9 protein-coding genes and 2 pseudogenes are annotated in these 15,190 nt (G+C 73.3%); all 11 read right to left on the minus strand.

Features of this window, described 5'->3' with window-relative positions:
• Window positions 1-3 precede the first annotated feature (3 nt).
• The 11 genes and pseudogenes from F3L20_RS11800 to asnB all read right to left on the minus strand — a co-directional run bounded on the left by F3L20_RS11800 (window position 4) and on the right by asnB (window position 15,187).
• Window positions 4-1,255 (minus strand): annotated as a pseudogene (locus tag F3L20_RS11800) (DUF4910 domain-containing protein).
• Window positions 1,256-1,272: 17 nt separating this feature from the next.
• Complete coding sequence (locus tag F3L20_RS11805) at window positions 1,273-2,298, minus strand: NAD-dependent epimerase/dehydratase family protein (protein ID WP_145828625.1); 1,026 nt, start codon at window positions 2,296-2,298, stop codon at window positions 1,273-1,275.
• Between the two features lie 4 nt (window positions 2,299-2,302).
• Entirely contained in the window at window positions 2,303-2,950 is a 648-nt protein-coding gene (locus F3L20_RS11810; protein ID WP_150154188.1) for a PIG-L deacetylase family protein, read from the minus strand.
• Window positions 2,947-3,749 (minus strand): annotated as a pseudogene (locus F3L20_RS11815) (glucose-1-phosphate cytidylyltransferase). Before F3L20_RS11815 ends, F3L20_RS11810 begins: the two are co-directional and overlap by 4 nt.
• Window positions 3,746-4,981 carry a class I SAM-dependent methyltransferase gene (locus tag F3L20_RS11820; RefSeq protein WP_150154189.1) on the minus strand — a complete coding sequence of 412 codons (1,236 nt, stop codon included), beginning with the start codon at window positions 4,979-4,981 and terminating at the stop codon, window positions 3,746-3,748. The pseudogene F3L20_RS11815 and the gene F3L20_RS11820 overlap by 4 nt, the downstream one beginning before the upstream one ends.
• The gene (locus tag F3L20_RS11825) at window positions 4,978-6,246 is read right to left on the minus strand and encodes a glycosyltransferase (protein ID WP_150157303.1); all 1,269 of its coding nucleotides are present in this window, start codon (window positions 6,244-6,246) and stop codon (window positions 4,978-4,980) included. The genes F3L20_RS11820 and F3L20_RS11825 overlap by 4 nt, the downstream gene beginning before the upstream one ends.
• 2 nt (window positions 6,247-6,248) lie before the next feature.
• The gene (locus F3L20_RS11830; RefSeq protein WP_150154190.1) at window positions 6,249-7,496 is read right to left on the minus strand and encodes an O-antigen ligase family protein; all 1,248 of its coding nucleotides are present in this window, start codon (window positions 7,494-7,496) and stop codon (window positions 6,249-6,251) included.
• A 1-nt stretch (window position 7,497) separates the two neighbouring features.
• On the minus strand, window positions 7,498-9,066 hold the full coding sequence (locus tag F3L20_RS11835; protein WP_240810880.1) for a right-handed parallel beta-helix repeat-containing protein: 1,569 nt from the start codon (window positions 9,064-9,066) through the stop codon (window positions 7,498-7,500).
• A gap of 34 nt (window positions 9,067-9,100) precedes the next feature.
• Entirely contained in the window at window positions 9,101-11,044 is a 1,944-nt protein-coding gene (locus F3L20_RS11840; protein ID WP_150154192.1) for an alginate lyase family protein, read from the minus strand.
• Window positions 11,041-13,233 carry a bi-domain-containing oxidoreductase gene (locus tag F3L20_RS11845; RefSeq protein ID WP_150154193.1) on the minus strand — a complete coding sequence of 731 codons (2,193 nt, stop codon included), beginning with the start codon at window positions 13,231-13,233 and terminating at the stop codon, window positions 11,041-11,043. The genes F3L20_RS11840 and F3L20_RS11845 overlap by 4 nt, the downstream gene beginning before the upstream one ends.
• Before the next feature lie 16 nt (window positions 13,234-13,249).
• Complete coding sequence (gene asnB / locus F3L20_RS11850) at window positions 13,250-15,187, minus strand: asparagine synthase (glutamine-hydrolyzing) (protein WP_150154194.1); 1,938 nt, start codon at window positions 15,185-15,187, stop codon at window positions 13,250-13,252.
• Window positions 15,188-15,190 lie beyond the last annotated feature (3 nt).

Raw genomic sequence — 15,190 nt, forward strand, 5'->3', positions numbered from 1 at the left:
GTCTCACACCTTGACCAGTCCGGCCCCGTGCAGGGCGTCGGCCGCGGCGGCCACGGTGTCGAACGGCAGACCGGACCGTTCGGCCACCTCCAGCAGCCCGTGCTCGCCGTCGGAGAGGCTCAGCACCCACAGCATCGCCATCTGGGCCTCCTGCGCGTCGCTGCGGCCGCCCAGCGCCTCGTACAGCCCGCGCCGCCCCAACTGCGGCTCCCCGTACGGGCTGAGGTTCACGTACCGCCGGTCGCGGTCCAGCACCGAGAACACCTCGCGGCACACGGCGAGGTGTCTTCCATCGCCTCCGGGAGACGAAGTCCGGGTCGTCCGCCGAGGTGTGGTACTCGGGATAGCCGGCGTACGGGGTCCGGCTGAGCGAGCCCACACCGAGGTCGAAGCCCGGCGAGCAGAACTGCCGCTCGTCGTAGCCGTACGGCGTGAACTCCCGTATCGAATGCGGACGTCCGGAGGTCTCCAGCACATGCCGCATCACCCGGTCGATCCCCGCGTCCCCGCGCCTGCTCCGCTTGTACGTCAGCGCGCCCCGGTCGCCGGCGCAGGCCAGCACCAGCCCGTGCTTCACCCGCTCCACCCGCCCGGCGTTGCGGGCCAGCCAGGTGATCGCCCCGATGGTGCCGGGCGCGAACAGGAACCGGTAGGTGTGGTACGGCGTGCGCTCCGCCAGCGACCGGGCGAGGAACGCCGCCACCGCGATGCCTGCCAGGTTGTCGTTGGCCAGCGACGGGTGGCAGACGTGACTGGAGACGACGACCTCGTCGGACACCTGCCCCGGCACCACGTGCTCGGCGTAGGTGAGGTGCCCGTCGGCGAGGGTGGAGTCGATGCGCACCTCGTACTCGCCGTCCGGCAGCGCGTCCAGGGTCTCCTGCGTCAGACAGAAGCCCCAGTCCGGCTTGTAGTAACTGGTGCGGTACGGGATCCACTTCGGGTGGTCCGGCAGCGTGTGCAGGTGCGGGCGCAGCTCGGACAGCGGCATCCTCGCCGACACCGGCACGCTGTAGCCCAGCACGTGCAGGCTGGAGTCGGCGAAGTCGACGACCCGCCGGCCCGAGGGGTCGGCGATCCACGCCTCCCGGATGTTCCACTCCTGCGGCACCGTCCAGTCGAGCACCTGCGTGCCGGTGGGCACCTCGTGCACCTCCAGCGGCAGGTGCTCACCGACGACGTCCAGGGTGGCGCGCACCCCGTCGCCGGTGATGCTCCGGCACAGCGGGTACAACCGCCGCACCAGGGCGTGCATCTCCTCGCCGGGCGTGGTCACGACCGCCACCGCAGGGTGCCGTCGACCTCGCCCGCGTCGGACGCCGCGCGCAGCACGGCCAGCCGGGTGAACCGCTGCTCGAACGCCTCCCGGGTCAGCCCGTGCGTCCGGTAGGCGTCGGCGAGTTCGAGCGCGCCCCGCTTCACCGTCCACTCGCACCGGAACCCGGGGATCGCCGCCCGGAACCGGGAGAAGTCCACCCGGTAGGAGCGCGGGTCGGCGCCCGTCTCCCCGGTGATGACCACCTTGGAGCCGTCCACCGCCTCCGCCACCTGCTGCGCGATCTCCGCGACCGTGACGTTGTTGGTCTCGCTGCCGATGTTGAACGCCCGGTCGTGCACCGCCTCGCGCGGGGCCTCCAGGGCGGCCGCGAAGGCCCGCGCGATGTCCGCGGCGTGCACCAGCGGACGCCACGGGGTGCCGTCGGAGAGCACCAGCACCTCCCCGGAGAGCAGGGCGTGACCCACCAGGTTGTTCAGCACGATGTCGGCGCGCAGCCGGGGCGAGTACCCGAAGGCCGTGGCGTTGCGCATGTACACCGGGCTGAAACCGCTGTCGGCCAGCTCGTGCAGGTCGTCCTCCACCCGCACCTTGGACTCGGCGTACGGCGTCACCGGGCGCAGCGGGGCGTCCTCGGCGACCAGTTCGTCACCGCCGGCGGCGCCGTAGACCGAGCAGGTGGAGGCGTACAGGAAGCGCCGCACCCCCGCGTCGCGGGCCAGCCGGGCCAGCCGTACGGACGCGTGGTGGTTGATGTCGTAGGTCAGTTCCGGCGCCAGCGCCCCCAGCGGGTCGTTGGACAGGGCGGCCAGGTGGATCACGGCGTCCACCCCGGCCACGTGGTCGGCCGTGACGTCCCGCAGGTCCACCCGCGTCCCCGGCGGGTCCGCGGGCGCCGGCCCCAGCACGCAGTCGGCGAACAGGCCGGCGTCCAGCCCGACGACCTCGTGTCCGGCGGCCTTGAGCACCGGGGCCATGACGGTGCCCAGATAGCCCTGGTGTCCGGTGAGCAGTACGCGCAAGGTTTCAACCCCCCAGGTCGACAGTGAGTTTGGTGACGGCGAACGCCTCGGCGTACCGCGCGTTGCTTTCGATGCCCCGGATCCGGGCGAGCCCGAGGAAGGCCTCCCGGTCGTACCAGGGCCGGTGCCGCTGCGAGGGGTAGTGCTCCTGCAGCAGCCGGACCTTGTCCTCGGCCGCCCCGGGCGTCAGCGGCTGGTACACCACCGGGCGGCCCAGGTCCCCGTCCCACTTGACGATCTCGTAGCCGAGGACGAGGTGGTCGCGGAACGCGGTGGTCATCAGCTCGGCGAGGCCCCGGTGGTCCTGGTGCGCGTCCTCGGTGCGCGGGGCGAGCACCAGGTCGGGCTCGGTGCGGGCGCGCAGCTCCTCGACCGCGGCCTTGGCGTCCGCCCAGTGCGCGGGCAGCCGGCCGTCCGGCATCTTGTCCACGGTCAGCCGCAGATCGGCGCCCGGGCAGAAGGCGGCGAGCGCCTCCTGCTCCTCCTGCTCACGCTCCGTGCCGCCGCCGGAGAGCACCAGCGCGTCGACCCGCAGGCCCGGACGGGCCCGGCACAGGGACAGCAGGGTGCCCCCGGCGCCGATCGCGATGTCGTCGCAGTGCGCGCCCACGGCGACGATCCGCTCCAGACGTCCCGTTCCCAGCCGGATCACGCGGTCCCCACCCCCGCCTCGGTCCGCTTCCCTTCCCACACGGCCCACGGGCGGTCGCCCCGGGCGTAGGCCTCGTCGAGCGCGGCCTTTTCCTTCACGGTGTCGGTCGGCTTCCAGAAGCCGCGGTGCTGGTGCGCCACCAGTCTGCCCTGCTTGGCCAGTTGGGCGCATCCGTCGGCGACCAGGTCCCCGTTCTCCGGGATGTGGTCGAAGACCTCCTGGCGCAGCACGAAGTAGCCGCCGTTCTCCCACAGCGGCAGCTCGCTCACCGGGGTGATGCCGCCCACCAGGCCGTCCTCGCCCAGCTCGACGCAGTGGAACGAGGACTGCGGCGGGACCACCATCATCGACGCGCCGGCGTCCCTGCGGGAGAACCGGTCGATCATCTCCGGGAGCGGGGCGTCCGTGAGGACGTCCGCGTAGTTGGCGAGGAACATCTCGTCGCCGTCCAGATGGTGCCGTACCCGGCGCAGCCGCTCACCGATCGGCGACTCGATGCCGGTCTGCGCGAAGGTGATGGTCCAGTCCGCGATGTCGGTGGACAGCAGCTCCGTCCGCCCGCCGCGCAGCACGAAGTCGTTGGACGTGGTCTCCTCGTAGTTGAGGAAGAAGTCCTTGATGTGGTGCGCCCGTAGCCCAGGCACAGGATGAACTCCTTGTGCCCGAAGTGCGCGTAGTAGCGCATCACGTGCCAGATCAGCGGGCGCGGGCCGACCATCGCCATAGGTTTGGGCACGTCGTCGGAGGCCCCGGCGCGCATGCGCAGCCCGTAACCGCCGCAGAACAGTACGACCTTCATCGCTCGACCTCGACAATGCTCAGTTCCGGGATGGGGAAGACCAGCCGGCCGCCCCACTCGTGCACGAAGGACAGCTGCTCGACCAGCTCGGCCCGCAGGTTCCAGGGCAGCACCAGCACGTAGTCCGGCCGGTCGGCGGCGATCCGGTCGGGCGGCAGGATCGGGATGCGGGTGCCCGGGGTGTACCGGCCGTGCTTGTAGGGGTTGCGGTCCACCGTGTACGGCAGCAGGTCGGGCCGGACGCCGCAGTGGTTGAGCAGGGTGTTGCCCTTGCCCGGGGCGCCGTACCCGACGACCGTTCTGCCGTCCTCCGCCGCTTCGATCAGGAACCGCAGCAGGTCCCGGCGCACCTTGGCCACCCGGGCGGAGAACTCGGTGTACCCGGACAGCTCCTGGAGCCCGGCGGCCTTCTCCCGGGCCAGGACGTCGGCCACCCGCCTGCCGGGCTCGCCGGCCACCTCGTCGGGACGGGCCCACAGCCGCAGCGAACCGCCGTGCGTGGGCAGCAGCTCCACGTCCACCAGCGTCAGCCCGCCGCTCGCCAGCGCCCGGATCGCGGACGCGACCGTGTAGTACTGGAAGTGCTCGTGGTAGATCGTGTCGTACTGGTTCTCCTCGATCAGGGTGAGCAGGTGCTGCACCTCGATCGACACCCAGCCGTCGTCGGCGACCAGCGCGCGCAGCCCCTTGGTGAACCCGATGACGTCGGGGATGTGCGCGTACACGTTGTTGGCCACCACCAGGTCGGCCGGGCCGTGCTCGGCGCGCACGGCGGCGCCGGTGTCCGGGCTGAGGAACTCCGTCACCGTGGGCACCCCCGCGTCCCGCGCCGCGGCGCCGACGTTCACCGACGGCTCGACGCCGAGGCAGCGGATGCCGCGCTCGACCACGTGCCGCAGGAGATAGCCGTCGTTGCTCGCCACCTCGACCACGAAGGAGTCGCCGCCGAGGCCCAGCCGTGCCGCCGTGTCCGCCACGAAGGTGCGCGCGTGCTCCACCCAGGAGGAGGAGTACGACGAGAAGTACGCGTACTCGCTGAACGTGTCCTCCGGCGTGATCAGCGGCGGGATCTGCGCCAGCCAGCAGTCGGTGCACACCCGCAGGTGCAGCGGGTACGCCGGTTCCGGCGCGTCGAGCTGCTCCGCCGCGAGAAAACTCTCGCACGGCGGGGTGGCCCCCAGGTCGACGACGCTCTCCAGCGCCGTCGAACCGCACAGTCGGCAACGTGTCATCTGTTTCCCCCATCCCGCTCGCGCAGGTCCCCCCGGCGCGAGTCCGTCTGCGTCTCCCCGCGTGACGGGCCGTCCGCCCCGCCGTGTCCCGCGATCGCGGCGCGGTACCCCTCCACCAGGCGCTCCAGCCCGACCTCCGGGCTGAACCCCCGCTCGTAACGGAGCCGGGCCGCCCGGCCCATCTCCTGGTTGTGGCCGCCCTCGGCGGTGACCCGGCGCAGCGCGGCGGCCAGCGACGCGGCGTCGCCCGGCCGGTGCAGCAGCCCGGTCGCCCCGTCCTCCACCAGCTCGGTGAAGGCGCCGTGTCCCGAGGCGACGGCCGGCACCCCCGCCGCCATCGCCTCCACCACGACCAGGCCGAACGCCTCCTGCCACGTGGACGGGGCCACCACGGCCACCGCCTCCGCCACGGCCCGCCGGCACCGCACCCGGTCGTACAGGCCGACGTAACGCACGTCGTCCCGGCCCGCCGCCCAGGCCGCCACCTCCGCCTCCAGCGGGCCCGTGCCGGCGATCACCAGCGGCACGCCCACCCCGCCGGCGGCGGTGAGCTCGTCCCACGCGGCCATCAGCAGCCGCACGCCCTTCACCTCCGCGAGCCGCCCCAGGTACAGCAGGTGCTCGCCCGGGCCGGTGCGGCGCACGTCCGTCTCCGGCACGAAGTTGTGCTTCACCACGAGCCGTCCGGCCGGCATCCCGGCGCCCACCAGCACCTCGCGCTGCGCCGCCGAGATGCAGAAGAACCGTTCCACACCCGACCACCACCGCCGCCGGTTGACCGACAGGCTCACCGCCAGCGGCACCGTGGCCAGGCTGCTGCCCCGGTAACAGCCGTGCCGGACGGCGGGCAGCGGCGCCCGGCCCACGCACGCGGTGCACGGCGAGCCGTCCCGGTGCAGCGTGCCCGGCGGACACACCTGGGTGTAGTTGTGCAGCGTGGCCACGGCCGGCACGCCCGCGTCCGCGCACGCGGCCAGCACCGCCGGTGACAACAGCGGGAAGACGTTGTGGAGGTGCACCACGTCCGGCCGCTCGGCGCGCAGCCGCTCGGCCAGCCGGGCGCGCACCGCAGGGTTCCACGGCACCAGCAGCGGGATCGCCGCCTTGGCGGGCAGCGAGCGGGCGGCGATGTCGTCGCTGCGCCGCTCGAACACCCCGACCCGGTGGCCGGCCTCCCGCAGCAGTGCCACCTCCTGGTCGACGACCTTGTTCTCCCCGCTCGGCTGCGCCGACGCGTAGCGGTTGTGCACCACCATGACGTGCATGCTCACGCCACCTCCGTTCCGGGGACGGGCCGTGGAACGGCCCGTCGGGCGGGTTCCGGCGCCTGTGGTCCGGTCGGGGGCGCGGGCGGGGCGGCGACGGGTGCCACCAGCAGCGAGGCCGCCACCGCCAGGTGCAGCAGGTACGGCGAGGCGTCGCCCAGCCCCGCCTCGGTGTACGACGCGATCCCGCAGTAGCTGATGAGGAACAGCGCGCAGGCCCGCGCGAGCGACGGCGGGCGCAGCAGCGCGACCGCGCCCAGCACCAGCACGAACCCCGCCACCAGTCCCACGCCCAGCAGTCCCTGCTCGTGGTAGACCGCCAGCCAGCTGTTGTCGATGGGCAGCCCGTCGAACGACTTGTCCCCGAGCCCCACACCGAACAGCTGCTCCGCGCCCGTCCGGGGCGCGTCCAGCAGCGCCTCCCACACCTTGGCGCGACCGGTGAGGCTGGAGAAGTTCTCCTCGGTCTGCCCGCGCAGGAACCACGCCTGCAGCAGGGACCCGAACGCCACCGCGGCGACGGCCGCGCACAGCACCGCCCAGCCGAACCAGCGGCGGGCGGCGGCACTGGTCAGCACCATCGAGCCGATCGCCACGACCAGTCCGGCCAGCAGTCCGATCGTGGCCGTGCGGGTGTGGGTGAGGGCGAGCAGCGCCAGTGACGGCACGATCACCAGCGCGGCGCTCCGGCGGTCCGTACGGCCGCCCAGGAGCAGCAGCACGGCGAGCCCGACGACCACCGCCGCGTACTGCCCGATCTGCGGCGGGGTCAGCGGCCACAGCGCCCCCACCAGCCGGCCGCCGTAGAGGTCGGGCAGCGCGGCGCCGGGCGACACCAGCAGTCCGGCCGCCACCGAGCACAGGACCACGAAGTACATCCGGATGTGGTGCCGTACGAACGTCGTGGAACCGTCCCACCAGCGGCTGAGCAGCCACAGCGTGGCGACGAACACCGCCAGCCGCCCGCAGCGGAACAGTGCCCCGAGACCCGCGCTCAGGTCCGCGCTGGAGATCAGGCTCGGCACCAGCAGCAGGCTGAGCAGCAGCAGGAAGGCGCTGGCCCGCACTCGCAGCCGGAGGTTGACGGCGAGCGCCAGCGCGAACGCGGCGACCAGCGCGCCCATGGTCACCATCTGGATGAGGGACCGGGGCAGCGGCACGATCGTCTCCGCCCCGGTGGAACCGAGGGTGTTGAGGACCAGCAGCCCCCACACCGTCCCCACCGTCCGCGGCGTCGGTCCGGCACGCATCTCAACCACCGTCCCCGTCGCGCAGGGTGCTGCCCGTGTCCTGCCGGTACGGCGCGCCCTGCCAGCCGGCGAAGTCGAGGACCCGGCTGACGTCCTGGGCGACGAACGCCCACGGCCCGACGTAGACGTTGTCGTGCCAGCGGTTGCGCTGCCGCAGGGTGACCGCCTCGGCCACCCGCTCGCCCTGGTACGGCGACCAGTCCGGGTAGGTGCCGTAGTTGGCGAGCACCGCCATGCGGTCGCACAGCCGCGCGCAGTCCACCACCGACTTGTCCAGCAGGAAGCGGTTGTGGTGGATGTCCACCCGCTGGGTCCGCCACCGGCAGTCGGAGTACAGCGGCGCGGAGGCGATCCCCGGCCGAGCGCACCGGTCGATGTCCTCCACCAGCAGCGTGCAGTCGCCCGAGGAGGTGTTGGCGGGGCTGTTGCAGAACCGGTCGGCGTTCTCCCACAGGGTGATCGCGTTCCAGTTGTCCTCGAAGAGGTTGCCACTGATCTCGAAGCGGTCGGTGCGCGCCTTCACGCGGGGTTCGCCGCCGGACTCCGACACGTAGACGGTGGCGAACGGGAAGCTGTCGCCGCGCTCGGCGGACCGGCGGCCCTCGACCCAGTTGTTGCGCCGGATGGTGTTGTCCCGGACCACCGCGTTGTAGCTGGTCTCGTAGATCAGCGCGGCCCCGTCGTTGCCCTCCAGGACGTTGCCCTCGATCACGAAGTCGTTGTTGTTGGTGTCCGCCCACAGGCCCGTGCCGCGGTTGTCGTGCACCCAGTTGCCGCGCACGTCGGCGCCGTCCACGGCCCAGAACTTGACGCCTCCGGTGCAGCCGCAGCCGGGCCGCTTCCGCTCCCAGTCGTGCCGGTTGTTGTCGGTGATCTCGTTGCCCTCCAGCACCAGATCACGCAACTGCCCCGACCCTTTGTACGCGTTCATGCCGTACTGCCCGTTGCCGCGCAGGCAGCTGGACCGCACCTGCTGACCGGAGCCGGCCATCAGTCCGGCGCCGGAGTTGAACTGGATCCTGGAGTGCTCGATCACCCAGCCGTCGGCCGAGTCGTGGTTGACCACGCCCTCGTCGTGCGGCGCGACGAACCCCTGCACGGTCAGGTGCGAGAGGGTGACGGCCCGCGCGGTGCCGCCGAAGGCGTACTGGTTGGTGCGGCGGCCGTCGAGCACCGCGCCCGGCGCGCCGACGTACGTGTTGCCCTCCTTGGGCACGACCTGGGCGTAACGGTCGGCGTCGAGACGGTGTCTGCCGGGCCGGAGCCAGAACGTGGTGCCGGCCGGGCTCGCCTTGGTCTTCGCGGCCAGGTCGCCCGGGACGGCCGCGTCGACGGTCACCGCCCCGGACGGTGCCTTCGCCGGCCCGGTGGCCGGCTTGGCACACACCCGCGCCACGGCCCGGGACGGCTCCGCGGAGTCCTCCGGCTGCGTCCTCGCGTCCGGCCTCGTGGTGCCGTTCGTGCGCGGTGTGGCGTCCGGCTCGCTGTCGCAGCCGGTGGTCACCAGCAGGGCCAGTGCCAGTGCGGCCGCGGCCGTCCAGCGCCGCGGCCCTCCCCGGGCGCGGCGCACGCTTCCTCCTCCGCGGAGACCCATCGCAGACCCCCTAGCCGCCGAACCCGAGGACGGTGGTGAACTCGGCCGTCCCGTCGGCGCGTCCGCTGCCGACCAGCGTGGTGCTCGGCTCCTTGCGGCCGAAGCCGGGGGAGTACCAGCCGAGCGGCGGGTCGCTCTCGCCGCGGTGCGCGCGCCAGACCAGACCGGCCGGCAGGTCGAGCGTCGCCGAGCGCGGCTCGCCGTCCCGGTCCCAGGTGAGCCGCGCCCGGTGCCCCTCCAACTGCGCCGTGACCGCCGGTCCGAGGTGGAACGCCAGCCGCACCTTCCGGCGGTCGCCGCTCACCGTGTCGACCACCCTCACCTCCGCGCTGTCGTGCACCACTTCCACCTGCCGCCGGTGGGTCAGCGGCAGATACCCGTCGTGCTCGGCGCACCAGCGGGCCGCCCGCGTGCCGGAGGTGTCCACGGCCAGCACCTGGGTGCGGGCGTGCCGGGTCCACAGGAACGGCCCGCCGGAGATCGACTGGTCGCGGCCGTCCGCCTCGAGCGTGTTGTGGCCGAGTGTCGAGCGGAAGTAGCTCCGCCACCGGGGCTCGCCGTGGTAGCAGTACGTGCCCGGGTCGGCCAGCACGTCCACCCCGTCGTGCCGCACCTCCACGGACAGCGCGTCCGCGTGGGCGTGCGCCGCGATCGACAGGAAGCCGTGCGGCCCGCCGTCGCAGCGGCACCAGATCTCCCCGGGACCCCGCAGCACGGTGAGTCCCGCGTCCGCGAAGTGCGCCGGCCGGCTCACCGGACGCGCCACCGTCGCCCCGTACGGCCGGACCAGCGAGGTCAGCAGCGGGGTGCGGACGTCGGTGCCGGACACCCGCGGCCACCAGTCGAGCCGGCCGAACACGGCCTCCCCGGTGGCCAGCAGCGACCCCCAGCGGTCGGTGCCCGCGCCGTCCACGACCAGCCCGTGCCCGTCGTCCGCGTCCCCCTGGCGGGGCGGACGCAGCCGGTTGTCGACGACGGCCGCGAGCGCGTCCGTCATCCGCAGCAGCACCAGCCGCACCGTCGCCGGGACCCCGGCGCCCGCCGCGTCCGCCTCGGCCAGCGCGGCCAGACCCAGCTCCAGGACCAGCCCGTGGTACTCGGTCGCCAGCTCACGGTTGAGCCCCGACAGGAAGGTGTTGGCGCGCAGGTGCCGGTCGAGGTCGCGCAGCGCGTCCGCCCGCCACCGGGGCGAGTACGGGAACCAGTCGAACGCGCAGGAGGCGGCGAGCTGCCCGGCGGCCTCGGCGACGGCGTGGTTGTTCGCCGACGACCCCCGGCTGGGGAAGGCGGCCAGCCAGCGCTGGTGGTGCCAGATCTGGTCCAGCGCCACCGGGTTCTCCTCGAACAGCGCGGGCGCGCCCGCCCAGCCGTCCAGCAGCCGGCGGACCCACACCCACGACACCAGGCGGATGCCCAGCTCGATGCCGCTGACCCAGTGCACGCCCCGTAGCGGCGGGTTGGCCTCCCACCAGGACCGCAGATGCGCGGCCACCCGCTCCGCGTACCGGTCGTCGCCGGTGAGCGCGTACGCGGCGGCCAGCACCGTCAGGTACTGGTGCCGGGACGGCTCCCAGATCTGCTTGATGTCACCGACCGCGTCCTCGTCGCGGTACGGCACGTCGAAGGCGTACCCGAGCGGGGCCCGGCGGCCGGTCCTCGGGTCGAACTGCCAGTCCGGGCCGGCCATGTCGTCGCGGGTCACCCCGAAGTACTCGGCCTGCCCGGCCATCAGCCGGTCCGCCTCGGCGACCAGTCGCTTCACCGCGTCCGGCGCCACCGCGCCGAGCGCGTCCGCCGGCAGCACGGCCGTGAACCGGGCGCCGCTCACCGGCGGCCGTCCGGGCACCCCCGACCGCCACCGCCGGCGGCGCACCGCGTCGGCCGCCCGGCCGCCGGCCTCCCGCGGCCCCATCCGGGACAGCCGCCGCAGGTACCACCCCGCGCTCATGGTCATCGCGCCCCCGCCAGCGTGACCGGCACGCCGCTCGCCAGGGCGGTCGTGACGGCGAGCGTGGCCGTCGTGGTGGCGACCAGCGACTCCAGCGGCACCGGCATCGGCCCGCCGGTGCGCACGGCCTTCACGAACGCCGCCAGCTCCGCGGACTGGCCCTTGTCCCGGGCCTTCGGCAGTCGCGAGCCGACCCACTGCCTGCGGCGGCCGTCGTGGACCGCCGCCCGCACGAAGTCGTCCAGCCGCAGCACCTTGTTGTCCGCGATGAGGTCCAGCGTCTCCTTCGGGAAGGAGGACGGCCCGGACGTGACGTAGCTGATCGTGGCCGTGGACCCGTCCGGGTAGCGCAGCACGATCTGCAGGTCCTCGTTGCCGTCCGGGGCGACCGCGTACACCGACACCGGGTCGGCGCCGAGCAGCCAGCTCGCCGTGTCGACGAAGTGCCCGCCCTCCCCGGCGAACCGCGACCCCTCGGTGTCCTGGCGCAGATACCAGCTCCCGTGGTCCAGACGGCCCGCGTTGACCAGGTAGCGCAGGCTCGCCGGGCCGGACCGGCCCCCGAACCGCTCCCGGGCCTCCCGCAGCAGCGGGGCGAACCGGCGGTTGAAGCCCACCTGGATCCGGTCGTTGCCGGACTCCTCCACCGCCGAGAGCACGGAGGCCAGCTCCTCCTCGGAGAGCGCCAGCGGCTTCTCCACGAACACCGCCTTGCCGGCCAGCAGCGCCCGCCGGGTCAGCTCGGCGTGCGAGCTGTGCCGGGTCACCACGCACACCGCGTCCACGGCCGGGTCGCCGAGCACCGCGTCCAGGTCGGTGGTGGCCTCGGAGAAGCCGAACTTCCGCTGCGCGTTGGCCGCGGACAGCGCCGTCGTGGTGACGACCGTGGCCAGCTCCACTCCGCCTCGGCGGGCCAGGTGCGGCAGCAGCATCGACGACGCGTAGGTGCCCGCGCCGACGAAGGCCAGCCGCACCGTGCCCGTGCGCCGGACGGGCCCCGACCGCTCGGGCCGCCGCCGCACCTCCGGCACGGTCACCTCGGGAGCCTCCTCCACGGGCGTCCCCCCGGCCGGTGCGGCGTACCGGAACAGCACGGCGACGGCCTTCAACTCGCCGTCTTCCAGGCGCCGGTACGTCTCCACCGCGTCCTCGAAGCCGGAGACGTGCGACACCAGCGGCTCCACGTCGACCCGGCCGCGGGCGATCAGGTCCAGGAAGCACGCCAGGTTGCGGCGCTCGGTCCAGCGGACGTAGCCGATCGGGTAGTCCCGGCCCTGGAGCTCGTACTCCGGGTCGTAGCGGCCCGGGCCGTAGCTGCGGGAGAAGCGGACGTCGAGTTCCTTCTCGTAGTACGCGTTCCACGGCAGGTCGAGCCGGCACTTGCCGATGTCGACCACCCGGCCGCGGTCCCGGCACAGCCGCGCGGCCAGCTCGACGGGCTGGTTGCTGCTCCCGCCGGCCGCCAGATACACCTGGTCCACGCCCATGCCGCCGGTGAGTTCGGCGACCGCGCTCTCCACGCTCGCGGACCCGGGGTCCCCGCAGGCCGCCGCCCCCAGCCGCTCGGCCAGCTCACAGCGCGCCGGATCGGGATCCACGCCGACCACCCGCACCCCGGAGGCGTTCAGCAGCTGCACCACCAGTTGCCCGATCAGCCCGAGACCGATGACCAGCGCCACCTCGCCGAGCCTCGACTCGCCCTGCCGCACGCCCTGCAACGCGATCGACCCGACCGTGCCGAACGCCGCGTGCCGGGGCGCGACGCCGTCGGGGACCGGCACGTAGAGGTTCTTCGGCACCCAGTTCAGCTCGGCGTGCAGCGCGTGCTCGTTGCCGGCGCACGCCACCAGGTCGCCGGCCTTCACGTCGTCGATGCCGGCGCCGACCTGCTCCACCACCCCGCACAGCGAATAGCCCAGCGGCGTGTACGAGTCGAGCTTGCCCATCACCTTGCGGTAGGTGGCGGGCACCCCGTTCGCGGCGACGCTCTGCACGACCTTCGCCACCTGGTCCGGCCGCGAACGCGCCTTGCCCAGCATCGACATGCCGGCCTCGGACACCTTCATCAGCTCGGTGCCGGTGGAGATCAGCGAGAAGGCGGTGCGCACCAGCACCCCGCCCGGCTTGCAGCCCGGTTCCGGCACGTCGAGCAGCGCCAGCTCACCGCTCTTGTAGTTCTGCACTACCTGTTTCACGGAGTTCCTCTTGTCTCTACGCCGTCGAGGTGGGGGAGTTCCGGCCGGCCCTGGAGGTCGCGTCGCGGTACCAGTACTCAAGGGTCAGCACGTGCCACAGATGCTTGGAGAAGTCCCGCTGCCCGGCCGCGTCCTCGGCGACCATGCGCGCCAGCGCCTCCCGGCGCAGGAAACCGGAGCGGACCAGCAGGCCGTCGTTCACCACCTCGCGCACCAGCGGCGCGAGGTCCCGGCTCATCCAGGCCCGCAGCGGGGCGCTGAACAGGCCCTTGGGCCGGTACACGATCTCCCGCGGCAGCACCGTCGTGGCCGCCTCCTTCAGCACCGCCTTGCCCTGCCGTCCGGCGATCTTGCGGGCGCCCGGGACGGCGAACGCCGCCCTGACCACCTCGACGTCCACGTACGGCACCCGCACCTCGGTCGACGCGGCCATGCTCGACCGGTCGGTGTAGGCGAGGTTGAGGCCCGGCAGGAACATCCGGGCGTCGGCCAGGCACATGCGGTTGACGAAGTCGTCCAGCTCGTTGTCCTGATAGACGTCCGCGTGCTCGGCCAGCACGTCGTCCACCGCCGGGGCCAGGTCCGGGTCGAGCAGACCGGCCAGCTCCTGGCGGTCGTACAGGGTGTAGCTGCGCCGGAACGCCGTCTCCTCCGGCAGGCCCGCGAAGGACAGGAACCGCTTCGCGAACCGCACCGACCGCAGTCCGCGACGGCTGGTGGCGACCGGCAGCCGGTCCACGGCGGAGGCCACCCCGCGCCGCACCGGCCCCGGAACGTGCCGGTAGCGCACCGCGATCAGGTTGGCGAGGTGCTTGCGGTACCCGGCGAACAGCTCGTCGGCGCCCATCCCCGACAGCATCACCTTCACCCCGGCCTCCCGGGCGGCCGAGCAGATGAGGAAGGTGTTGATCGCCGCCGGGTCACCGACCGGCTCGTCCAGGTGGTACGTCATCCGGGGCAGCAGGTCGAGCACGTCCGGGGCGATCTCGATCTCCCGCAGGTCCACACCGAACCGCTCGGCCACCCGGCGGGCGTAGCGCAGGTCGTCCGGCATCGCCTCGAACCGCGCGTCCTCCGCCCGGAACCCGATCGTGTACGCGGGGATGCCCGGCCGGTCCCGGGCCGCCAGCGCGGTCAGATAGCTGGAGTCCAGCCCGCCGGACAGGAACGTCGCCACCGGCACGTCGGACAGCAGATGACGCCGCGTCGACTCCTCCACCACGGCCGCCAGGTCCGGCAGATCACCGGACCGTGCCCGCTCCTGCCCCTCGGCGGCGACCTCGCGCAGGTCCCAGAACCGGCCGCGCTGCACCGAGCCGTCCGCCCGGCACCGCAGCCAGGTCCCCGGCGGCAGCTTCTCCGCCCCGCGGAACGCGCACCGCGAGTCCGGCACCCAGTAGTACAGCAGCGAGGCGACCAGCGCCGCCGGGTCCACCTCCAGCGACCCGCCCGTCACCGCCGCCAGCGCCTTCAACTCCGAGGCGAACACCAGCCCTTCACCCCGCCGCAGCAGGAACAGCGGCTTGATGCCGAGCTGGTCGCGGACCAGCACCAGGTCACCGGTGCGCTCGTCGAACACCGCGAACGCGAACATCCCGCGCAGCCGGGGCAGGCAGTCCGTCCCCCAGCGCCGCCAGGCCTCCAGCAGCACCTCGGTGTCGGAGGTGCCCCGGAACCGCACCCCGGCGCCCTCCAGCTCGGCGCGCAGCTCGGGCGCGTTGTACAGCTCGCCGTTGTACGTCAGGGCCAGACCGCCCGACACCATCGGCTGGGCGCCGTTCTCCGACAGGTCGAGGATGGCCAGCCTGCGGTGCCCGAGGTGCACCTCGCCGTCGCCGAGGGCGTGACTGTAGCCGCCCGACCCGTCCGGGCCGCGGTGGGCGAGGGTCTCGGTGAGCCGGTCGGTGACGGCCTTGCCGTCCGGCCACCGGTACGTGCCTGCGATGCCGCACATGAG

Source organism: Streptomyces tendae, from assembly GCF_008632955.1.
In the GTDB taxonomy this organism is placed as follows: domain Bacteria; phylum Actinomycetota; class Actinomycetes; order Streptomycetales; family Streptomycetaceae; genus Streptomyces.